At 36.4% G+C, this 23,732-nt stretch carries 13 protein-coding genes; all 13 read left to right on the top strand.

Annotated elements, in window-relative coordinates:
• Positions 1-2: 2 nt before the first annotated feature.
• The 13 genes from MM236_RS08630 to MM236_RS08575 all read left to right on the top strand — a co-directional run bounded on the left by MM236_RS08630 (position 3) and on the right by MM236_RS08575 (position 23,727).
• On the top strand, positions 3-971 hold the full coding sequence (locus MM236_RS08630; RefSeq protein ID WP_241274564.1) for a transketolase family protein: 969 nt from the start codon (positions 3-5) through the stop codon (positions 969-971).
• A gap of 212 nt (positions 972-1,183) precedes the next feature.
• Positions 1,184-1,456 carry a Fic family protein gene (locus MM236_RS19695; RefSeq protein ID WP_439648015.1) on the top strand — a complete coding sequence of 91 codons (273 nt, stop codon included), beginning with the start codon at positions 1,184-1,186 and terminating at the stop codon, positions 1,454-1,456.
• 490 nt (positions 1,457-1,946) lie between these two features.
• Positions 1,947-2,792, top strand: coding sequence for a pPIWI-associating nuclease domain-containing protein (locus MM236_RS08625; protein ID WP_241274563.1), 846 nt, complete (start codon positions 1,947-1,949; stop codon positions 2,790-2,792).
• 152 nt (positions 2,793-2,944) lie between these two features.
• Positions 2,945-4,105 carry a hypothetical protein gene (locus MM236_RS08620; RefSeq protein ID WP_241274562.1) on the top strand — a complete coding sequence of 387 codons (1,161 nt, stop codon included), beginning with the start codon at positions 2,945-2,947 and terminating at the stop codon, positions 4,103-4,105.
• A gap of 149 nt (positions 4,106-4,254) precedes the next feature.
• Positions 4,255-5,529: a hypothetical protein gene (locus tag MM236_RS08615; RefSeq protein ID WP_241274561.1), complete on the top strand. Its 1,275-nt coding sequence runs from the start codon at positions 4,255-4,257 to the stop codon at positions 5,527-5,529.
• Between the two features lie 273 nt (positions 5,530-5,802).
• A complete protein-coding gene (locus MM236_RS08610) occupies positions 5,803-6,651 on the top strand; it encodes a DUF2971 domain-containing protein (protein WP_241274560.1) in 849 nt (282 codons plus the stop codon).
• A 606-nt stretch (positions 6,652-7,257) separates the two neighbouring features.
• A complete protein-coding gene (locus MM236_RS08605) occupies positions 7,258-8,409 on the top strand; it encodes a Fic family protein (protein WP_241274559.1) in 1,152 nt (383 codons plus the stop codon).
• A 468-nt stretch (positions 8,410-8,877) separates the two neighbouring features.
• Positions 8,878-9,468 carry a DUF6624 domain-containing protein gene (locus MM236_RS08600; protein WP_241274558.1) on the top strand — a complete coding sequence of 197 codons (591 nt, stop codon included), beginning with the start codon at positions 8,878-8,880 and terminating at the stop codon, positions 9,466-9,468.
• A gap of 339 nt (positions 9,469-9,807) precedes the next feature.
• The gene (locus tag MM236_RS08595) at positions 9,808-11,397 is read left to right on the top strand and encodes a glycoside hydrolase family 99-like domain-containing protein (RefSeq protein ID WP_241274557.1); all 1,590 of its coding nucleotides are present in this window, start codon (positions 9,808-9,810) and stop codon (positions 11,395-11,397) included.
• 514 nt (positions 11,398-11,911) lie between these two features.
• A complete protein-coding gene (locus MM236_RS08590) occupies positions 11,912-15,028 on the top strand; it encodes a SusC/RagA family TonB-linked outer membrane protein (RefSeq protein ID WP_241274556.1) in 3,117 nt (1,038 codons plus the stop codon).
• Between the two features lie 23 nt (positions 15,029-15,051).
• Positions 15,052-16,575 carry a RagB/SusD family nutrient uptake outer membrane protein gene (locus tag MM236_RS08585; RefSeq protein ID WP_241274555.1) on the top strand — a complete coding sequence of 508 codons (1,524 nt, stop codon included), beginning with the start codon at positions 15,052-15,054 and terminating at the stop codon, positions 16,573-16,575.
• Between the two features lie 356 nt (positions 16,576-16,931).
• A complete protein-coding gene (locus MM236_RS08580) occupies positions 16,932-20,522 on the top strand; it encodes a VCBS repeat-containing protein (RefSeq protein WP_241274554.1) in 3,591 nt (1,196 codons plus the stop codon).
• A 412-nt stretch (positions 20,523-20,934) separates the two neighbouring features.
• The gene (locus MM236_RS08575) at positions 20,935-23,727 is read left to right on the top strand and encodes a TonB-dependent receptor (protein WP_241274553.1); all 2,793 of its coding nucleotides are present in this window, start codon (positions 20,935-20,937) and stop codon (positions 23,725-23,727) included.
• Positions 23,728-23,732 lie beyond the last annotated feature (5 nt).

The following is a 23,732-nucleotide window of genomic DNA, read 5'->3' as shown; positions in this document are numbered from 1 at the left end:
CAATGGATAAGACATTAGATTTAAAATATACATATACAGAGAAAAAAGATACACGTTCTGGATTTGGGGATGGTTTGCTGGAAGCAGGAAGAAAAAATCCAAATGTAGTAGGGCTTTGTGCAGATTTGATCGGTTCCCTAAAGATGGGTGCTTTTCAGAAGGAATTTCCTGAAAGATTCTTCCAGGTAGGTATCGCTGAGGCAAACATGATTGGTTTGGCAGCAGGGATGACGATTAATGGTAAAATCCCATTCACAGGAACATTCGCTAACTTTTCTACAGGTCGTGTTTATGATCAGATCAGACAGTCAGTAGCTTATTCTGACAAGAATGTGAAAATCTGTGCTTCTCACGCAGGTTTGACATTGGGAGAAGATGGTGCTACGCATCAGATCTTGGAAGATGTGGGCATGATGAAAATGCTTCCTCACATGACAGTGATCAACCCATGTGACTACAACCAAACAAAAGCAGCCACGATGGCGATCGCTGATTTTGAAGGTCCAGTTTACCTAAGGTTCGGACGTCCTAGCTGGCCGATATTTACACCAGCTGACCAGAAGTTCGAGATCGGAAAAGCATGGCACATGATCGAAGGAACAGACGTGACCATCTTCGCCACCGGCCACTTGGTATGGGAAGCAGTAGTAGCTGAGGCAATGCTTAGAGAAGAAGGCATTTCTGCAGAAGTGATCAATATCCATACAATCAAGCCTTTGGATGAAGCAGCGATCATCGCTTCAGTAAAGAAAACAGGTTGTGCAGTATCCGCCGAAGAGCACCAACTGAATGGTGGGCTAGGGGATAGCATCGCACAAACCCTTATCAGAAACAATCCAGCGCCATTGGAATATGTAGGTGTAAATGATTCCTTCGGAGAATCAGGAACCCCAACCGAACTATTGGAGAAATACGGCCTCAACGCTGAGAACATTGTAAAAGCAGCTAAAAAAGCGATCGCAAGAAAGTAAGGTTTAGATTTTAGATTTTAGATTGTAGATTTAAGATTTTAGATCTAAAATCTACAATTTCTTTAAAAACAAGCCACAGTTTAGAGATAAGCTGTGGTTTTTTTGTGGAAAATACTTATGTCATTCTAATCAATTAAGGGACAAGATTTTGTATGAAATTCAAGACGAAGATTTAGGAACACAAGCACTGAAAGTAGCAGAGATAAAAGCAAATCAACAAAATCAATCTACTATTCATCGAAACACAAAAATTAGTACAGGAGAAGTTACCTAGAATCTATTCAAAAGATTTGATAGAGCAGCTATTTATCCATCCTTACTGCAAGATTGAGTTTTTGGTAGAAAATCTAAAGATGAATAGAAAAACCGCGGGAAGTTATTTGAAAAGCCTTGAAGAATTGGAGGTTTTAACAGCAGAGATAAAGGGAAAAGTAGTGATTTACATGAATATCAAGCTATATAAATTGCTAAAAAGAGGATCTTGAGAACATGGGTAAACATTACCCATGTTTCAATAACATGGGTAAAAAAGTTCAAAAAACGGACACGTTTTAATAAGGTTCGACATTTTGGAATATATAATAATCAACTATAGCTACACAAGATTTATCAAAACCTAGAAGGCAATATCAAAGTAGATGTTCGATTGGAGGTAGAAACTGTTTGGCTTACAAAATCACAGATGGCGGATTTATTATGAGAAAAAAGCCATTCTAAAAGAACTGGAAGCAGACATCGAGAGACTTAGGCAATTTTGAAATAATAAATTAAGTTTTATTTACTAAATTCTCAAAAAATACCCTGTAGTTGGTATTTTTTAAAAGATGGGGAATGAGTAGGTTTGGGGTATTAGTAAATTACCCTATCCAATTCTAGCGTATAACCTTCGCATATTTTCCTATATTGAAGTTTACTATGCGAAAGATGTATCGGGTATATTGGAGTTGGCAGTAATATTACCAAAAAAATCGCTGAATGAAAAATTACGATAAAACGATAAAAAATTTAGAAAGCCTAGTAAGTAATGATTTTGAAAAAAAGTTACTTCACGCTTGCTTTAAGAATTTACAAACCGAAAATGAATTAAAGTTCAATAATTTCGCATATAGTATTAGAGAATTATCTAGACATTTTTTAAAAACTTTATCGCCAGACAATGATGTTAAAAAATGTGTTTGGTACAAAAATGAAACAAAAGATATAAATGTAATTTCAAGAGGAGAAAGAATAAAATATGCAATACAAGGTGGCTTAACAGATGTTTTCTTAAATAGAGAAATTGTTGAAATAGATTATATAAATGATTTGAAAAGTAAGTTGGTTAAATCTATTGAGCTTTTAAATAAATTTACACACGTAAATGAAAATACATTTGACATTCCGCAATCTGAAATTGACAAGCAATGTTTACAAGTAATAAGCGCATTTGAAAATTTTGCAGAAATGATAAAAGAATGCAGACAAATTATATTAAGTACTTTAGAAGATAAAATCACTAATGAAGTTATAGAAAAAGCAATGTGGGAAGTTAGTGATGAGATAGATATTTTAGCAACTCATCATACAATAAACGAAATAGATGTTGAAAATCATAAATTAACTATAATTGAAAGTGATGAAATTACAATCGAAGCAAATGGAACAATTCACGTAACGTTACAATATGGTTCAGATGGAGATTTAAGAAGAGGCGATGGACACGAAATGGAAGATAATTTTCCGTTTTCTAGTATTCTCAAAGTTAAACTTGCAAAAAAGTTAGAAAAATCAAAAGTTGAAATTGAAAGTTATAAAGTAGATACAGATAGTTGGTATGAATAAAAATACTACTGCCAACACACGCTACAAGCAATTTGGGCATTTGGCTTAATTTGAAGTTGGTTTTGTGTCAGGAAGATTGGGCAAATCCGAAGAATAAGCTTAATTTAATCCCAAACTGCTTGTAGCGCGAGAACGTTATAGCCAATTATAAAATGACAACAGAATCGGAAAATATCGTTGCAAAAATCAGTTCAAATGTGTTTTATAAAGAATTCACTTTTGACAAGAACGACTTTTATCCAGAAGATGGAAAGAAGGAACTTGCTGACACAGTCCTTTGGCTGGGTGACTTGTTATTTGTAATACAGGTAAAGGAAAGAAACGTCAATGAAATAAAATCTGAAGCCGAGGAAAACGATTGGTTTGATAACAAGGTTATAAAAAAAGCAAAAGAACAAATTGCTAACTCAATTGAATACTTAAACAGATACACGGAGATAAGAATTAAAAATGTCAGGAATCATTCAATTGATATATCTAAAGCTAACAAAATAGGAATTAATAAAGTCATTGTTTATATGCCTAATAACTCACCGATTAGTCGTGAGAAAAGGTCAATGAAGTTCTATGAAAGTAAAAAATCGGGTAATATTCATATTTTCAATATCGAGGATTATTTATGGGTGTGTAAATTTCTCATAACACCAACTGAACTTGACGAATATTTGAAGTTTAGAGAACGTATTTACCTAAAGCATAAAGAAACAATAACTCTTTACCCAGAACAATATATTTTAGGACATTTTCTTAATACAGAGGACGATTCAAATATTCAAGAAAAGTATGTAGAGACTTTTTCAAAATTAGCAAATGATATTGACGACTTTGATATTTCAGGATTCTTAAATAATTTTTTAGAAAAAATTCGTATTGCAGAACAAAAGGAATCAAAGGACTACTATTTGATTTTAACAGAAATAGCAAGTTTAAAGCGCTATGAATTGCTAGAGTTTAAAAAAAGATTCAAACAAATAATTGAAGATGTAAAATCTCAAAATCTTTCTTTGCCATATCGTTTCACAATTTCAAGAACAGGTTGTGGGTTTGTATTTATTCCTCTACTTCAAGATAAAATAGAATATTGGGAAAATGCGCTACTAAATTTTACAACAATTTATAAATATAAACGCCAATTGAATAAATGCCTTGGTGTATTGGCTTATAAAACAGGAGAATATTTTGATATTAATTGGACTTTTATTAAAGACGATTGGTCTTATAATAAAGAGTTAGAAGAAGCTCTAGAAAAAGAGACTGAATTTTATGGTCAGGGAGAAATTAAACAAGTTGAGAGATACAAACTAAAAAAATAACTGGCTATAACAGGCGTTTGGCTCAATGGCGGGTGACGTGGTTAATTGAACATTCTACCTCGCATCAACTTTTGTGGTATATTGACAGTTTTGTGCTCCGAAATCCGCCACTGCGCCAAGCGCCAAAACGTTAGCAAACATTTAAAAATATGACAGCAGTAATAGGAATATTGAATAAACACGGAGTTACTATGGCAGCAGACAGTGCAGTAACAGTAACAGGCGGTAATCAAAAAAAGATTTACAATACTGCCAATAAACTTTTTACATTATCAAAACATCACCCAGTAGGTATAATGATATATGATTCCTCAACTTTTATGTCAACACCTTGGGAAATAATTATCAAACTTTATAGAAAAGAACTAAAAGATAAAAGTTTCGACACGATTGAAGAATACAAAGATGACTTTATAAAATACTTAAAGGGAAAAGATTATTATACAACAACTGACTTTCAACTATTAAACTTAAAACAATTTCTTTATTGGCAATTAGACGTTTTAAAAAACAGAACAATAGGAAATTTATCAGATGGAAAAACCGAGATAGAACTATCAATTGAATTTCAAGAATTAATCCTTGAAGATTTAAAAATTAATATTCAGTCCTATGAAGGTGCAACAAATATTCTCAATGATTTTTCAGATTATACTTTGGAAAATTTCAAAGAATATGCAGAAGTCGGAATAAAAGAAGTTACTGATACAGTATTTGAAGGCATAGAAATCAATGATGAAATTTTTAATTCTATAATTGAATTATACTTTAACCATTTAAGAACAACAAACTTCATTGGTATAACAACAGGAATTGTGTTTGGAGGCTTTGGAGAAAAAGAGATATACCCATCAATGGTTTCTATTCAAGTTGCAGAAGTTTTCAACAATAGATTACGTTATTGTGATTTCGATAAATGTGAAATTTCTGATTACAATAATGGTGCAATAATGCCATACGCTCAAATTGATGTTATAAATATGTTCATTAAAGGGATTGACCCAGAAATAGACCATACTTATATTTCTGTATTCGAAAAATTACTAAAAGAGTATACAAGCACAATTGTTGGATTGTTAAATGGAGAAAATGATGATTTAGCCCAAAAAGTAAATGATTTTGATTTATCAATACTTGTTGATGAATTTAAAAATCAATTGAACCATTTGAAAAGAGAAAAACAAATATCACCGACTCTTGACACCGTTGCTATTTTATCAAAAGAAGACTTGGCTGAAATGGCGGAAAGTCTTATTTATCTAACTTATCTTAAAAGAAGGATTTCATCAACAGAAGAAAGCGTTGGAGGACCTATTGATGTTGCTATAATTAGTAAAGGAGATGGATTTATTTGGAAAAAAAGAAAACACTACTTTGAAGAAAGTTTAAATAAACAATTTATGGCTAACTATTTTAATAAATAAAATTATGCTTACAAAATTGAAAAAAGAGTTAACAATTAAAGAAACTCTAATCGTAAAAGAAAAAAAATCAGAATTGAAAATTAAAACTTCGATGGATTATGATACAATATCTGACATAATAACAAAAAAGTTGATGGATAAAATCAAAAAAAACGTTTGCTAACATCATATTTGCAAAAGCGGGGGTTTCGTGCTTCTATGAAAGTTTAGTGCAAGGTTCAAGTTCAGTTTTTCAAATGAACATTTGTGCTAAAAATCCCCGCCTTCGCAAATATGCAAAACGTTAGCAAATATTTTAAGACAAATGACACTTTAAAAGATATGATTAGCAGAATAACAGATGAAAAAATCCCTTCAATACTCTTTAAATACAGAGATTGGACTAATAAATTTCATCAAAAGCTAATTACAAATCAAGAAATTTACTTACCCAGACCATCAGAATTTAATGACCCATTTGACGGAAATATTCCAGTAAGATGGGATTTAATGACCTATGAAGAGTGTTTTGAAAAAAATCTAGAGTTAATTAACACAGTCCATAAAGACAAAGACCAAAAAATGGTAAGAGAATATGCCAAAAAGGTTACAGACGAAAAGACTTTATGGCATCCTGAAAAGCTTAGAAAAGAACGACCAGAACAATTAGAAAAATGGAATTCAATCATTGGTTTATTTTCGCTTTCCAAACTGAATGACAATATTTTAATGTGGTCACATTACTCATTGAATCACACGGGATTTGTTGTGGGTTTAAGAACAGAATCCTTAATCAACGATTACGATTTTGATTATTTAGAGCCAATAAAATATCAGGAAGAATATCCAATCATTAACGGGACAGACGACACGACTATTCAATTTTACAAAAAGTTTTTTCATAAGTCTGAATTATGGGAATACGAAAAAGAATGGCGACTAAGTAAAAATCATATCGAGAAGAGACTAGTTAAATTAAAAAAAGAAACGATAGACCAAATTATAATTGGTTGTGGTGCAGATGAAAAGCGGACAAAAGAGATAGTGGGAAAAGCCAAAAAACATCTTTTACCATCAACTAAAATATATAAGGCAGACAAAAGTGAAGAAAGCTTTGAACTAACAATTAATGAAATCGAATAAAAAAACATTTGCTAACATTTAGCCCACTAGTGAAAAGCCCTTTGAAAAAAAGCCCTGATAGGAAAAAAAATCTATCAGGGCTTTTTGCTAGTGGCTGCTGTGTGCGCTGCGGCGTATTGACTGACAACTGGAGGGTGAAGTGTTTGCTAGGTGTATTAGTACTCTTTTTATGGGTTTAATTATTTTTCATTAGTTACGATTTCTACTATTATTTGACCAATGCCTGTGGAAAAGGCATAAAAGCCCCTACCCAAAATTGGGGTATTCTGCTTTAGAGATGTCTTGGATCCAACCTTTGATTTCTTAGATCCTGTAACTGGATCAAGAAGGTGGGGGATTTGGTTTGAGAGGTTTTTGTTATCTTAGATTAGAAAAGAATATTGGGCTTAGTTAAGAGAATAAATAAACATCCCGAGGATCGGAACGGTCTGACTAATTAGGATTGGAAATCAGCCCAAATTAAGCGATTTTCTTTGCGTCAGTCAAAAGTGTAAAAAAGACAACCCAGCAAGGAACAAACTATCTGACAAATAAAGGTTTTTAAAGCAAAGGATTGTTTTGCGGTTTAAAAGCAGTATTTTCACCGCATACTTTGCGGTGGTAATTATGTACATACACGAAAAAGAAAATTGGACAAACTTCTTTTGGGATAACGATAAGTTATCACCAATCTTGGCTTCTGTAAGGCATTTACAAGGACGTTTATTGGGCCGTATGGAAAGTTTAGGTTTCGATTTTATAGAGCGTGCAACTTTGGAGTCGCTTATATTGGATGTTGTAGATACATCAAGAATTGAAGGTGAATTTTTAAATACCGAACTTGTTCGCTCGTCTATAGCTCGAAAATTAGGTATTGAAAATGCTGATTTTATAAAGACACCGCGAAATATTGAAGGAATTGTTGATGTCGTTTTAGATGCTACACAAAATTTCGACAAAGCACTCTCAGAAACACGCCTTTTAGGTTGGCATAACTCACTTTTTCAAACAGGTTTTAGTGGTTATCAGCAAATAGATGTTGCCAAATATCGTTCAGGCGGCATGAAGGTAGTTTCTGGCAATTTTGGTAGGGAAAAAGTACATTTTGAAGCACCATCAGCCGACAGGGTTCCTTACGAAATGGAACAATTTTTAAATTGGTTGAATAATGATACAAGTATAGATTTAGTTCTAAAATCTATCATTGCTCACTTTTGGTTTGTTACAATTCACCCTTTTGATGATGGCAACGGACGAATAGCGAGAGCAATTTTAGATATGTGGCTAGCAAAAAGCGATAATAGTAAAATTCGTTTTTACAGCTTATCAAACCAAATCTTCAAAGAGCACAAACACTATAACAAGATCATTGAAGAAACACAAAAAGGAACATCGGACATCACAAAATATTTAGAATGGTTTCTTGGTTGTTTTGAAAGAGCATTGTTAGCAAGTGAACAAAATTTGGAAATCATTTTGGACAAAGCACACTTTTGGGACAGACACAAGTCTACAAACATTAATGAAAGACAACGGCTTGTAATTAATTATCTTTATGACAATTACAGTAAAGAAGTTGGGTTTTTACGAACATCAACCTACGCTAAACTTACCAAATGCTCGACAGACACAGCTTTGCGAGATTTGCAAGATTTAGTTGCAAAAGAAATGTTGAAAGCAGAAGACAGCGGAAAGAAAACAAATTACGTTATTATAAGTCCGAAAAAAATAAGAATACCGAAAATAAATAATGAAAAAACATCAGCAGCCAACATTTAGCCCACTAGCCAAAAGCCCTTATGCCGAAGACTATTTCTAAGCTCTGATATTAGAAAAACTCTATCATTGTTCCGATAACCATCGGAATAGTGGCGTATTGAATGTCATCCATAGGGTGAAGGGTTTACTAGGTGGAATAGTAGGATGATTTTTGGATTTTAAGAAGTAGTTTTTTTAAGTAACGATAGTTATGACGTGGTTTTTTTTGCATTGGGCATAAGTTACTTACCTATTATTTGGGAATTTAATTTTTCAGCACGTCTTGGATCCAACCTTTGATTTCTTAGATCCTGTAACTGGATCAAGAAGTTGGGGGATTTGGTTTGAAAGGTTTTTTAAAAAAAAAGTTGGGCTTAGTTAAGAGAATTAAAAAGGAAATGGATAAATTCGGTCTGACTAATGAGGATTGGTAATCAGCTCAAATTAAGCGATTTTCTTAGCACTAGTCAGAATTAAAAATAAAAACAAATGAAAAAAACAAAAGTGTTCCTCACTATTTTTATATCTCTATTATTGATAGTATCGATATTCTTGTTTATTAACAGAAATAAATTTGCTTATGTTGGTTCTGTGGATTACGTTGAAGTTGACTGCAATAAGAAGAGAGAAATACTTAGTGAAGTCTATATAAGTGACCAAAAAATAAGACAAGAGAAAAATCTAATTAAGTATGCAAAAGAAGACCATAGGAATCAAGAATTGATCATAAGTATAATTGAAAAATGCGGAATGCCGACCTTAAATGAAGTAAATCAACAAGAAATGAATGCAATCTGGCTGGGCTTGCAACATACAGAACATAAATATAGGGTTAAGTATTTTCCTCTTATTGAAAAAGCTGTCAAAAATGGCGACTTAAGCAATGAACAATTCGCTTTAATGAAAGATAGAATTTTAATGGATGAGGGTAAACCTCAAATATTTGGAAGCCAAATTAAGAATGGCAAATTATATGATTTAGAAGCTCCAGAAACTGTCAATGAAAGAAGACAGGAGTTGGGGTTAGAACCAATAGAAGATTATCTCAAAGGATTTGACATCACGTTTGAGGCTAACTAGATATACCACACACAAGATTGAGCCCACTAGCCGAAAGCCCTTGAAAAAAATCCCAGATTGATGTGAAAACCTATCATAGTTCCGATAGCGATCGTATTTGTGGCTGTTGTGTAGGCCTGTGACGCATTGACTGACTTGTGTTGAGGCGTACATCCACAGGGTAAAGGGTTTGTTAGGTGAAGGTGACCCGTTTTACTTTTTGCTTCCGATTGAATCGGAACAAACATTGAAACAAAAAGTAACTAAATGATGCGTTTTTAAGTTATATCATTCACAAATGAACCATAACTTTTTAATTACTTTGTATTTTTCTAATTTTACAACCTAACATTTAATTATATGAAATCACTTTTGCCTTTTTTATTCATATTAGTTTTTGCAGGAGGGCTTCCGGAGGGATGCGAAGTGAAACAGATTACTCAAGATGATACAGGTATCAATCCTGATGGTGGAATCAACCAAAAAGATGAAAGCGATATTCAGGGGATTGGTGCCAGAACAGTCGCTTCTTCAAGTGAAGCCATGGTAGGGGTTTATTTTATGCCTTCTTGGAATGTCTCCTCAGATCCAAATAGGGATGTTGACAGTTTTTGGCCATGTTTGTATAAGCCTGAAGACTGTGGTTTTACTAAAAATACTGGAATGTGGGGGCCTAGAGGCCGAGTTTACAGCAATCGTTACCCTTATGAAGGGCCTTTTTTGGAAAGAAAGCCACATAGCAGTTTGGGTGGATTTTATAAAAGAGATGATCCTAAAGTTGCCAAAAAGCAATTGGAATATATGAAAAGCTACGGGATAGACTTTTTTGCTTATAATTGGTTTTTTGGCAGGCACTATTATTACCATTTAGGCTTTGCCCCACAGGCTAATACATATTATCCAAAAGGATGGAAAGTAGATGATTCCAATTACAAGAGAGTGGCAGTACCAGGGATTGAGCAGTGGGAGGATCAGTTGACGGTTTTGTTGCGCGAGAATGAAAAACTTCCAGAGTCTAAGCAAATGAAGTGGGCAATCAACTGGTGTGATGACGATGATGCCAAATGGTTGCTTTGGTTGGATGTTGGCTCACCAGAAAGTATAGCAGCCAAAAGAAATGTAGCTGGTGAAAAAGCTGATAAGGCATCCTATCTGCAAGTTCATGACAAAATCACTATGCTTTGGATTGATAAGTATTTTAAAAGAAAAGATTATCTGAAAGATCCAATTGGAAGACCTATTGTCTATTTTTATTTCCCACACGATACAGAAGCGAGGGCTGCTTTTTACGGGATTAGCATGAAAGAACTGCTCGATAGGTCAAAGGAATTGGCTAGAAAGGCAGGATTTCCAGGGATCAAATTTATAGCAACTACCTCTGGTGCAATGACACAGGCAGAAATGCCCTATGCAATGCACACAAAATGGGTCGCCAATAATCCTAGAGAACCTTGGAAGGGTGGTAGATACACAGACAAACTGCTTTTTCAAGATTACGCCAAAAGGCTAAAAGGAATGGGATTTGAAGGAATGACCGCTTATATCTACCATACCTATGAAAATAAAGCAAATTGGAGCTATGATGATATGAGGAAGAATTATAGAAGTCATTGGGAAAAATGGACTCAAGAATTTAAAAATGACCCTAGCTTCGAGTTTCAGCCTCCAGTAGCGATGGGTTGGGATATGAGACCAATGGGAGGGACGTGGCCACAGCAGAGCGGTGTACCAAGTGAGCCTGGCAAAGACAAAGTTCGTAGCAACAAATCTACTTTTAAAGCTAAGCTAGAAGAGGCGAGATTGATTGCTGACCAGAATAAAGCTACGAATGGGAATACGGTAATGGTGTGTTGTTGGAATGAGTATTTGGAAGGCAATTACATTGAGCCTACCGAAGGTCATAAATTTGATTATTTGGAGGCTATAAGGGAGGTTTTTAATAAAGAGTAGTAAAGTAAGCTGGATAGGTTTGGTGCTGCAAAACATGGCTTTTGAACTCGATAGGAAAGATACGGTATTTGATTGGTGTCCTATGATTGAATTTTTGCTTCAAAACAAGTGATTTTTACATGTTGTCAGATGTAAGTTTTTAGCGCTATAATTTTTCAAAGCTGATAGTTTTTACGAACCTTTTGGATTCATAAATCTTGAGAAAATGGTTGATTTCTTTGTTATTTGAACTATTTTTTCATTTATCACTTAAGCGCAATAACACAATTTTGAAAAATTGCGAAAAAGGTTATAAAACGATATTTATAAGGTTTAATAGGTAGAATTGCTAAATTTCAGCAGATTTTTTTTCCAATATCTAAACGAAATTCAATGACCAAAATCAGGTCTTTTGGCCAAAAAAGAGATTTTTAGTAATAATCTTTTTTATAAATTCAATAGTTAATTAATCCAAACCCGACCAATTTGCTTTTGGATTGAATTAAATTATGAAAATTTATAAACCAAAAAATCAATGTTTAAACTAATTTACCCAAAAAAATCAAACATCTTAAGGAAATGCGCTGCACTATCGGTGTTGCTTTTTCTTTGGCAGACAATTTTACCAACTGATACTTTTGCACAATCAGGAGATCAACAAATTCAGGTTTCAGGAATTGTAAAAGATGGTGATACAGGAGAAACGCTTCCGGGAGTCAATGTATTCATCAAAGGAGAAACGACAGGAACAGCAACAGATATCGATGGAAGTTTTAGTCTGACTGTTCCTTCCTCCAGATCAGTCTTGGTTTTTTCTTTTATTGGCTACACGCAAGTGGAAAGAACCGTTGGCAACACGACTATATTCGATATAACACTCGAATCTTCGCAAGAATCATTGTCAGAGGTGGTAGTAGTAGGATATGGTACACAGAAAAGAGCAACTGTGACCAGTGCCATCACTTCTATATCATCTGACCAAATTACAGAACTACCTGTTCCAAATCTTGCTTCAGCGATACAAGGTCGTGCAGCAGGGGTGAACATCACAAATGCTGGATCACCAGGAACCAATCCTGTAGTAAGAATTAGAGGAATCGGTACTGTTGGGAATAATGATCCATTGTACGTAATAGATGGTATTCCAGCAGGCGGTTTGAATCAAATCAATACTGCTGATATTGAGTCCATAGAAGTTCTCAAAGATGCTTCCGCTGCTGCGATATATGGTTCTAGAGCGGCAAATGGTGTGATTCTCGTAACGACAAAAAGAGGTAAAATCGGCAAGGCTGTAGTATCGGTTGACTCGTATGTGGGTACCCAAAGCGCATGGAGAACATTAGATCTTCTTGATAGGGATCAATACATTGCATTTGGTAGAGACCTTCTCGGCAATGCAGGCGAAGCAGCACCTTCAAGGTTTGATAATCTAGGAGATTTGGCTGATGTCAATACCGACTGGCAAAGGGAGATGTTCAGACCGGCTTCTATCCAAAGTCACAATGTTGGAATATCAGGAGGAAATGAGTCTATTGTTTACAATGTTTCTGCGGGATATTTCGGACAGGAAGGGATTATGAGAGGTACTGATTTCGAAAGGTTCTCATTCAGGGCAAATACCGAAATGACGATCTCCAAAAGAGTGAAAATCGGTCAAACGCTTACCATAGCATATTCCAATAGAAATGTGGAACCATTCACCAGTGGAAGAACACAGCTCGAACACATGGTAAAATCCGTGCCATACATCCCCGTGAGAGATGAAACTAGGCTTGGTGGGTTTCGTTCTCCAGATAGGATAGATGGTTCAGATCCTGAAAATCCAGTATTGAACGCTGTTTTGAGAACAAACAGGCAGCAAGAATACAAAATTCTGGGGACAGCCTACATCGATATCAATATTTATGAAGGTTTGAAATACAAGTTTTTGGTAGGTACTGATTTAGCCTTGGGAACGGGTAACGAATATACACCAAGATTTAGGTCTGGAGATTTTCATGAACAGCCTTTTGCTGTTATTGATCAAAACAGGTTTAGTTTTTTCTCTCCTTTGATATCTAATCAATTATCCTATTCCAAGTCTTTCGGCAAGCATAATCTTGACTTGTTGGCAGTAGTGGAGCAGCAAACATTCTTAAGCACAACATTGGCAGGTTCTGGTCAAAACTTCCTGACAAATGAAATCAGGGAACTTCAGGGTGTGCAAAACCAAACTGCAAACAGTTCAAAGTTAGAATATGCTTTGATCTCTTACCTAGGTAGGTTAAACTATGATTACGATCAAAAATATTTATTCAGCGCATCTTTAAGAAGAGACGGTGGGTCTAGATTTGGTCCAAATAGTAAATGGGGGACTTTCCCATCCATTTCAGCTGGTTGGAGGATAAGTGAAGAGTCGTTTATGCAGGATTTGACTGCTGTAAGTGATTTGAAATTGCGAGCAAGTTATGGAGAAACAGGGAATGACCAAATCGGAAATTATGTTTACCAAGCTACTATCAACAGTAATTTCTTTTATCCTTTAGGTGGAAGTATGGCAGCAGCAAGTACCATTTCGACTTTGGCCAATCCTGATTTAAGGTGGGAAACTACCGTGATGAAGAACATCGGATTTGACTTAGGATTGTTCGAAGATAGGTTAAACTTTTCGTTTGAGTGGTTTGACAACACGACTGAAGGAATGATATTAGGAGTTCCTATTCCTCCATCTTTAGGCTATGACGGTGCTCCAGTAGCCAATGTTGGAACTGTGGCCAATAGAGGTGTTGAGTTGACCTTAGGTTACAGAAAGTATTCTGGAGATTTCCAGTTCTCAGTTGACGGAAATATTGGTTTTGTCAGAAATGAGTTGGTTTCATTGGGTTCAGGAAACACAATTTTTGGACCTGAATTCCAAGGAGATCCTTTGACCTTCACTGAGGCAGGAAGACCTATCGGGTATTTCTTTGGCTGGCAGACAGAATCAATATTCCAAAGTAATGAGGAGGCAATTTCTGCACCTAGACAAAATTTACCTGCAGAAGGTGAGCCTTATGATCCGAGAATTCATACTGCAGCTGGAGATATTCGATTTACTGATTTGAATGAAGATGGTGAAATCAATGCAAATGACAGAACTTATCTTGGACACTATATGCCTGATTTTACTTATGGTCTAAATTTTTCGGCAAGTTACAAGAACTTTGATTTCTCGATGTTTTGGCAAGGTGTTCAAGGAAATGAAATTTTCAACCTTCTTAGATTTCATACAGAAGGTATGACTAGACTATTCAATTCAAGTACAGAAGTCTTGGATAGATGGACTCCTGTGAATACCGTGACTGATGTGCCTAGAGCCATCAATGGTGATCCTAACAGAAATGCAAGGGCCAGTTCTCGATGGATTGAAGATGGTTCCTTCTTAAGGTTAAAGAATTTGAGCCTAGGATATAACATCCCAAGCTCGGTAATAGAACAAATCAGCAAGGGCTCAATATCTAGAGTTAGAGTGTATGTCTCAGGCCAAAATCTTTTGACATTCACCAAATACACTGGATATGACCCAGAGATTGCAGCAAGAACAGACATAAATTCTACACTTGGACAAGGTATTGACTTTGGACAATTCCCAGCAGCTAGAACAATAATAGGCGGTTTACAGCTTACTTTCTAACCCAAAATTAAAAGAATAAAAAAATGAAAATCAGATTATTAATTACAGCGTGCTTGCTAATGGTGGGGATCGTATCATGCGACGATGAAAAACTCAGTCCTGTGAACCCCAATCAACTATCCGTAGAAACATTTTTTGTTTCCGGTCCGCAATTGGTGGCGGGAATTAATTCCGCATATTCAGCTTTGCAGGGTCTTGATCTTTACATTAGGGAATATTTTTTCCTTCATGACCTTCTTTCTGATGATGTGGCTTCAGGTGGTGGACAATTGGAAGCCCATAGAAACCAGGTTTTGCAAGGAGCGATTGACCCTTCAAACCCTTTGATTATTTCTAATTGGAGAGGTTGGTACAGGGTGATCCATCGTGCAAATATTGTCATCGACAATGCTGAGAATGTCACTGAAGAAATTACAGAACCGTTGAGAGAAAGAATTTTGGGCGAAGCATATTTCCTTAGAGGTTGGGCTTATTATGAGCTAGGTTCTCTTTGGGGTGGTGTACCATTGATGACAACAATGGCCACATCCATAGCAAGTGCTACACCAAGATCTACCGAAGAGGAAACGATGCAACAGGCTATCAGTGATCTCACTATGGCGATCAGTAAACTTCCAAACAAAAGCACTTATGGAAGTGCGGAACTTGGTAGGGCTACCAATGCTGCAGCAAGAGCCATGTTAGCAAAAGTTTATCTTTTCAAAGGAGAATTTGAAAATGCAAGACCATTGTTGGAAGCAGTCATTAATTCTGGAGAATATGAACTTTTACCGAGATACCTTTCAAATTTTGAGGAAGAAAATGAACACAATCAAGAGTCTATTTTCGAGGTGAACATGACAAGGGATTTTGGAGATGCAAATGTTTGGGATGGTGATGGTTCAGGAATTTCCTTCTCCACCTTCAGAGGTCAAGAGTATAGTCCAACTGCTTGGAGAAATCTTGTACCAGGTCCAGGTCTTGTAAATGCTTTTGAAAAGGTAGCCAATGGAGCCGAAAAAGATGATCCTAGATTCTCTTATAATTTCTACCGAGTAGGTGACACTTATAACAATGGTAACAATACACTCACCCCTGACGCAGTGCAAGGAGATAGTGAAAGACCTAGCTGGAGAAAATATACCATGATATATAAGCAAAGTGCTGAAAATATGGCTTCTGGTATTAATTTCCGAGTTATCAGATATGCAGATGTGCTTTTGATGATGGCAGAAGTAGAGAATGAGCTTGGGAATAGTGCCTCAGCTTTAACTTACCTCAACACTACAAGACAGCGTGCTGATGTTGATATGCCTCTTTACCCAACTTCTCAATATCCTGTAGGTTCTCAAACACAAATGAGAATCGCTATCCAGCACGAAAGACAAGTGGAGTTGCCTGGTGAACAGATTAGGAATAGAGACGTAAGAAGATGGAGAAGGCTTGGGTATCTTCAGAATGAACCCATTCCAAATTTCAGAGCCAACCATGATTTGTTGCCTTTGCCATTTGCTGAAATTGATAACAATTCGGCTCTAACAAATGCAGATCAAAACCCAGGTTATTAATATTTAGCGTAGAAAAAAAAATATAATTAAAACCATAAAAACCCAAAGTTTTTCTTTGGGTTTTTATGGTTATTATTGTTCTTTTCTTAAATTAATAATTTCTTGAATATGATTATACGCTTCTTTGCCAGTAGCTTTAATTCCAAGGTTGATTGCTTGCTTATGTTCAATATCTATGAATATCTAATATCACTAAATATCGGATCTATGCTAAATCAGGCTTTTTTTAGTTTGTGGCAAAGTTCCGTATATCCGTATTCTTGAATGTCCTTATATTCAAACCCAATAAGGAACTTGTTAGATCTGTTTAATCCAACTGATCTGTCATATAATACAAAGACCAACATAGCCTCCAAGTGAAAAATCAGATCCTAATTATAAAAGCCAAAGTCACCAAATTTTTATATTCCGTTTGTTCTTTGATTGTGGTCATTTTTTCGACAGGATTGATGATTTTTGCTTGTAACACAAAGCAGCCAAAAGACACCTTGTTTCAGCTACTCCCTTCGGCAAGAACAGGTGTGGACTTTAATAATTTTATCGAAATCAATGAGGAGTTTAATATCTTGGATTTTGATTACATCTACAACGGTGGGGGGATTGCAGTAGGGGATTTTAACAATGATGGGCTTCCAGATCTCTTTTTTACAGGAAACAAAACTTCCAGCAGACTTTATATCAATCAAGGCAACCTCAACTTCAAAGATGTCAGTGAAGCTTCAAATGTCACAACTTCCCACTGGGCAGAAGGTGTCACGCTTGTGGATATCAATCATGATGGATTACTGGATATTTATATTTGCATATCAAATAGGGATGAAAATAATCCCAACCCAAACCTGCTTTTTGTCAATCAAGGAATAAATGATGATGGAATACCTGTTTTCAAGGAAATGGCCGCTGAATATGGGATAGACGATCGTGGATACAATACCCAAGCTGCATTTTTTGATTATGACTTGGATGGTCATTTGGACCTTTACATCCTTTCAAACGCCATGGAGTCTTTTCAGAGAAATACTTCGCGACCTAGAGAAAAAACGGGGAAAGGTAAAAGCAATGACAAACTGTATAGAAACAACGGAGACGGAACTTTTACCAATGTGACAAAAGAATCCGGCATTCTGATAGAGGGATATGGACTTGGTCTCGCAATCAGCGATATCAATAATGATGGCTACCCGGACATCTATGTCGCCAATGATTTTATTACCAATGATATCCTTTATATTAACAATGGTGATGGGACTTTTTCCAATCAAATCGAAAACATGCTAAAACACCAGAGCTTTAATGCAATGGGTGTGGATATTGCTGATTTCAATAATGATGGACTTGTGGATATCATGGTATTGGATATGCTTCCTCCTGATAATTACAGACAAAAAACCATGTTTGCACCTACGGCAAACTATGACCTATTTACCAATAATTTGGAAAGAGGCTACGAACCGCAATATGTCAGGAACACCTTGCAGTTGAATCAAGGAAATGGGCTATTTAGTGAAATTGGTTATTTGGCAGGTGTCGCACAGACAGATTGGAGTTGGAGTCCACTTTTTGCTGACTTTGACAATGATGGCAACAAAGATCTATTTATCAGCAATGGTTATGGCAAAGATGTAACAGATTTGGATCACATTAATTTCAAACAAAACTTGAGTACTTTCTCAACTAAGGAAGAACGAAGAGCTTTTTTACTTGAAGGAATGTCCAGTTTGAAAGATGTCCGCTTGGAAAATTATTTTTATATGAATAATGGAGATCTAACATTTACAGATAAAAGCTCAGACTGGGGGATGAATCATGCCTCCATCTCCAATGGAGCTGTGTATGTGGATCTAGATAATGATGGGGACTTGGATTTGGTACTTAACAATCTCAATGATGAGGCACACATTTATCAGAATCTTCTAAGGGAAAAGAATCCAGAGAATTCAGATTTTTTAAGGTTTAAATTGATAGGATCCGAACTTAACTCCATGGGCTTGGGTACCAAACTTTTGCTTGAATATAAACTCAATGGTAAATCAAAGAAGCAGTTTTACGAGCATTATCCTACTCGTGGATACAAATCTTTCGTTGAAGCGATAGCGCACTTTGGGGTCGATAGTAATAGTCAAGATATCAACCTTACAGTTACTTGGCCAGATGGCAAAAAACAAATCCTCAACAACCTCAATGTAAACCAAACCATACAGCTCGAATATAGAAATGCTGAGCTAGTTAAAACTCCATTAGAAGAGAAAGTTTTTTATAGTTACGAAGAGGTTTCTGAACAGATTGGTATTTTACATGCGCACCAACACCGCAACTACAATGACTTCAACAGACAAAGAATTTTGCCTCATAAGCATTCGGAAAATGGCCCCGGTATGGCCGTTGGAGATATTAATGGCAATGGTCTTGATGATTTGTTTATAGGTGGTTCAGCAGGATATCCAAGATACCTGTTTATTCAGGATCAAACTGGGAGATTTATCAAAAAGGAAATCTTTACCGAAGAGAATGTAGATGACATGGGTTGTCTTTTGATAGATATAGATCAAGATGGGGATTTGGATCTATATGTAGTCAGTGGAGGAAGTAGATTTCCAGATGAAGATCCAAGCTACACAGATAGGCTTTATCTAAACGACGGAAAGGGTAATTTTAGAAAATTTGAAGGAGATATTCCCAATACCAACTTTAGTGGTTCGTCTGTTATTGCTGCAGATATTGATGGAAATGGAGACTTCGAGCTTTTTGTTGGAGGCAGGGTCAGGCCCGGGAAATATCCGCTACCGCCACCATCAGTATTATTGACTTTCAAAGAAGGGGATTTTATGGATATAACGAAAGAAGTTATTCCTGAGATAGTGGATATTGGGATGGTTACTTCTGCGATATGGACAGACTTTGACCAAGATGGCTTAATCGACTTGCTCGTGGTCGGTGAGTGGATGCCGGTGACTTTTTTTAAGCAGATTAGAAAGGAAGGCAAACTATTATTTGAGGATGTTTCCAAAAATTACATTAGTGAAAAATCACATGGCTGGTGGAACAGTATCCATGCTATAGGTTCAGATGATAAAGGGGATCCACAGTATATCCTTGGCAATGCAGGGAAAAACACGCGCTGGGATGTGGACAAGGATAGACCTTTGATATTGATAGCGGATGATTTTGATAACAACCAAAGTATAGATCCAATTATGTTTTCTTACTTGATAGATGGACATTATCCAGTAGAAGGTCGAGACAAACTAATCAGCCAAGTGCCTTCATGGAAAAGCAGGTTCCTCCAATATTCAGAATTCGCAAAATATAGTTTGGAAGAATTTTTTAGTAAGGAGCAAAGAAAAAATGCCATTGAACTGAATGCTTATCAGTTTGAAAGTGCATTTATGAAAAAAGATGGATCCGGAAAATTCACGCTTCATCCTCTGCCAAATGAATCGCAGTTTGCCCCAATTTTCGGTATCTACTATGACCAAAAAGAAAATAAGGTTTTCACAATTGGCAATTTCTATGGTAATGAATCTGTCACCGGTAGATACGATGCAGCTATAGGTAATGTGATTGTCAAAGATGAAAATGGAGATTTTACAAAAAGAGAAAATGAAAGCGGTTTTCTGGTAGATGGAGAAGGTAGGTCTATGGTGGGCCTGACACTTCAAAATAAAGAATCAGTAATTATTGCAAGTCAGCATCACGGAGCTGTCAAGGTATTCAAAAAGAAGGAAGCAACTCATAATTCAAAACAATTACGTTTAGAAAATGATGATTACAAAGTAGTTTTTGGGCTTGATAATGGAAAAAATATTGAATTGGAATTTGCTTATGGTAACGGGTACCTTTCCCAGTCAAGTAGAGTTGTCCCAATACCAGAAAATTGTATCAAAATGAATATTCGAAAATTTGATGGATCTACAAGAGATATAAAACTTACGGATGGTACATTTTGAAAGATGTCTTTTTTTGATTCTTAAAAAATGAGAAACTAATTTTTTTACCTCAATTTAAAATTTTTTGAAGAGTTTTTTTAGTGTGGATTTTTTCAATCAATCTAATTCTTTTAGAAAATTGAATACAAAAACGCCCTCCACTCAGCGTCAATCCATCATGTAACCAAATTGCCTAGTTTTTGAAACAATTGGATTGGTTGATTTTGGAATGGAATAGACAAATTTGTTGCGTAATCAAAAACCAACATGAATTGAAATTTAACAAAATTCCAAATTCGAAAAAGCTCAAGCTATATCAGTTAAGGGAAGTGCTTTTTGGCATTCTCTTCTTGGTGTTCTTGTTACTGTTAACCCTAATGTTTTAGCCCAAAATATGAATCCAAAATTACCCTTGCTTATTTTATTGATAACTATGATCCATAGTTTATCTTTTGCTCAGTCATCATCCCTGAAAGGGAAAGTAATTGAAGCGGAAACTGGAGAACCACTTTTTGGTGCAAGTATTATCTTGGAAGGTTCTGCAAGTGGAATTGCTACTGCCGCTTCAGGAGAGTTTTTCTTTCTTACCACAAGTACAGGGAAACAGGTTTTAATCATTAGTTATTTGGGGTTTGAGACAAAGAGAATCAACATTGACATCAATTCCGAAGAACTAGACTTAGGGATTATCCAAATGGGGTCGGATGCACAAAACCTTGCACTTTTTGAAGTGAGGGCAAGTCTCGAAGGGCAACAGCGGGCATTTAACCAACAAAGGACTGCAGACAATATCAAAAACATCATCTCTGCCGATTTGATAGGGAGATTTCCAGACCTGAATGTTGCGGAAGCTATGCAGCGTGTTCCAGGGGTAAATATCCAACGAGACAAAGGGGAAGGATCAACAGTTTCCATCAGGGGGACTCCGCAGCATTTCACCTCAATACAAATAAACGGGGAGCAGATCCCATCCGTGCAGCAGGATGGTTCCAGAAATGAGGCTTTGGATTTGATACCTGCGGATCAGCTTGCAAGTATGGAAATCACAAAAGCTCCAACACCAGACATGGATGGTGATGCCATCGGCGGTGTGATAAACTTAAAAACCCCCGTGGCCAGGAAACTTGAGTTGGGGATTAGGGCAGAGTCTGCACTTGGGTACAATGACATTTCGGGTGGACTCAATGGAATTGGTAAATTGAGGCTAGACAAAAGATTTTTTGTGACAGATAAGGCTCCTGAGGGGAAATTGGGGTTGATTTTGGGAGGTAGTTATTACAGCACCAATAACTCCGAAGATAGAATAGATGCTACTTGGCAAGGGATACCAAGACCAGTAGGCAATCTCGAGCAGCCTGAAATCGTAATGGCAAATTATCAGTATAGGAGCACAATCAATGAAAGAGAAAGGATTGGTGCTACAGCAACCTTGGATTATAAATTCAATGACAACAATGAAATCGTCTTCAACTATATGTATAACAGAAGGGAAGACAATGATTTAAGAAATAGGTTGAGATTTGATTTGGATAGGAGTGGATCAATTTACCAATCACTTGATTCGATCACCAATGGAAGGATCAGAAGGGATATAAATATTTTCGACGAAGTCAAGACAAACCAGAGTTTCAACCTTCAGGGTTTTCATACCTTAGGGCTTTGGAAAATTGATTGGTCGGCATACTACACACTTTCAAATAGAACCTTTAGCTCAGATAGAGGTGATTTTTCACAAGACTTAGTGGGAATTGTAACAGATAATCCAAGTGGTATTTACAGTGATGTGCCCCTTTTCCGACAAGCAGCTGGCGAACAGAGTATGTATGATCCTTTCTTTTATAATGATTTTAGGAGATATGAAGAAGATTATGAAACTACGGATGCCACCAATGTAGTCACTCGGATTGATATACAGAGAAATTTCAACTTTTTAGGTGACAATCAAGGGTATTTCAAGTTTGGAGGGAAAATCAGGAAACAGACTAATTCCAAGTTTAGGGATAACAATGTCCTTCGGTTCAATGACCCAAATGGTCTGATCAATACTTCCGAAGCTTTTCTGAGGGTCTTGAGCGGAACCCAGCCCATTTCGTTTCTGAATGACAGTTATAGATTCGGGCCATTGATTGGAAGGAGCCCTTTTCAAACCTATATCGAGTCAAACAGGCTTTTGCTGACAGAAGGAGATGATGCTTGGGATTCGAGAAGGCTTTCCCTGAGTGACACCTACGATGCTTTTGAGGATATTTATGCGACTTATGCCATGGGGAGATTCCAAATAGACAAATGGATGGTTTTGGCAGGAATTAGATATGAATTCAACGAGGTGGCTTATGATGCATTTGAAGTCATACGAGTTGGGACAGAGGTTCGCGGAACACCTTTGAGAGGAGGTACAGATTATGGCTTTTTATTGCCTAATCTGCATGTAAAATACAGTATAGACAAATTCAAGGCATTGAGGTTTTCGGCAGTATTTAATTATGCCCGTCCAAATTTTGTGGATATTGTGCCTTTTGTAAATTATGATGCAGATGCAGTAACCTTGATTCTTGGAAATCCAGATTTACAACCTGCAAAGGCTTTCAACTTAGATCTGATGTACGAACATTATTTTGCAAACGTCGGGATTTTCTCAGTAGGGGCTTTTTTCAAGAATATCGATCAATTCCAATTTAGCAGGATTGATCCATCATTACTCCAAGATTTCCCAGGCTATCCAAGCACACAAGGCTTTAGGTTTCAGCAAGAGCAAAATGGTGAGGTTGCCAAAGTAGCTGGAGTTGAGGTTAATTTTGTTAGGGCATTGGATTTTTTGCCCGGAGTACTTAAGAATTTGAGTGTAGACGCCAACTACACCTATGCCTATTCGGACGCCTTTACCCAAGACAGAGAAGGGATATCCTTACCCGGCCAGGCAGCCCATACATTCAATACTGCTCTTTCGGGTGATTTTGGGAACTTTACAGGAAGGATTATGGCCAACTATAATGGTGACTTTGTAAACTCCCTTGCTTCGCAAAGACAAGATGATATCATTCAGGAAGCTAGGCTTCAATTTGATGCAAATGCAAGTTACAATATTTCAAAAAGATGGCGAGTATTTGGGGAATGGGTCAATTTCACAAATTCCCCAAGTGTAAGGTATCAGGGAGACCGGTCTAGGATATCAAGAATAGCATATTTTGGATGGTGGACAAGAATTGGTGTAGGCTTTAGATTTTAAATAAC

It is taken from the genome of Belliella calami, assembly GCF_022549695.1.
Classification (GTDB): Bacteria; Bacteroidota; Bacteroidia; order Cytophagales; family Cyclobacteriaceae; genus Belliella; species Belliella calami.
The sequence above is the reverse complement of the archived record's forward strand: the minus strand, read 5'-3'. Positions and strand labels throughout refer to the sequence as shown.

Excerpts from the sequence above, each read along its gene's own strand:
- MM236_RS08630 (WP_241274564.1), top strand. The coding sequence starts at position 3 with ATGGATAAGACATTAGATTTAAAATATACATATACAGAGAAAAAAGAT.
- MM236_RS08625 (WP_241274563.1), top strand. The coding sequence starts at position 1,947 with ATGAAAAATTACGATAAAACGATAAAAAATTTAGAAAGCCTAGTAAGT.
- MM236_RS08585 (WP_241274555.1), top strand. The coding sequence starts at position 15,052 with ATGAAAATCAGATTATTAATTACAGCGTGCTTGCTAATGGTGGGGATC.
- MM236_RS08615 (WP_241274561.1), top strand. The coding sequence starts at position 4,255 with ATGACAGCAGTAATAGGAATATTGAATAAACACGGAGTTACTATGGCA.
- MM236_RS08620 (WP_241274562.1), top strand. The coding sequence starts at position 2,945 with ATGACAACAGAATCGGAAAATATCGTTGCAAAAATCAGTTCAAATGTG.
- MM236_RS08590 (WP_241274556.1), top strand. The coding sequence starts at position 11,912 with ATGTTTAAACTAATTTACCCAAAAAAATCAAACATCTTAAGGAAATGC.
- MM236_RS08605 (WP_241274559.1), top strand. The coding sequence starts at position 7,258 with ATGTACATACACGAAAAAGAAAATTGGACAAACTTCTTTTGGGATAAC.
- MM236_RS08610 (WP_241274560.1), top strand. The coding sequence starts at position 5,803 with ATGCAAAACGTTAGCAAATATTTTAAGACAAATGACACTTTAAAAGAT.
- MM236_RS08575 (WP_241274553.1), top strand. The coding sequence starts at position 20,935 with ATGATCCATAGTTTATCTTTTGCTCAGTCATCATCCCTGAAAGGGAAA.
- MM236_RS08595 (WP_241274557.1), top strand. The coding sequence starts at position 9,808 with ATGAAATCACTTTTGCCTTTTTTATTCATATTAGTTTTTGCAGGAGGG.
- MM236_RS08600 (WP_241274558.1), top strand. The coding sequence starts at position 8,878 with ATGAAAAAAACAAAAGTGTTCCTCACTATTTTTATATCTCTATTATTG.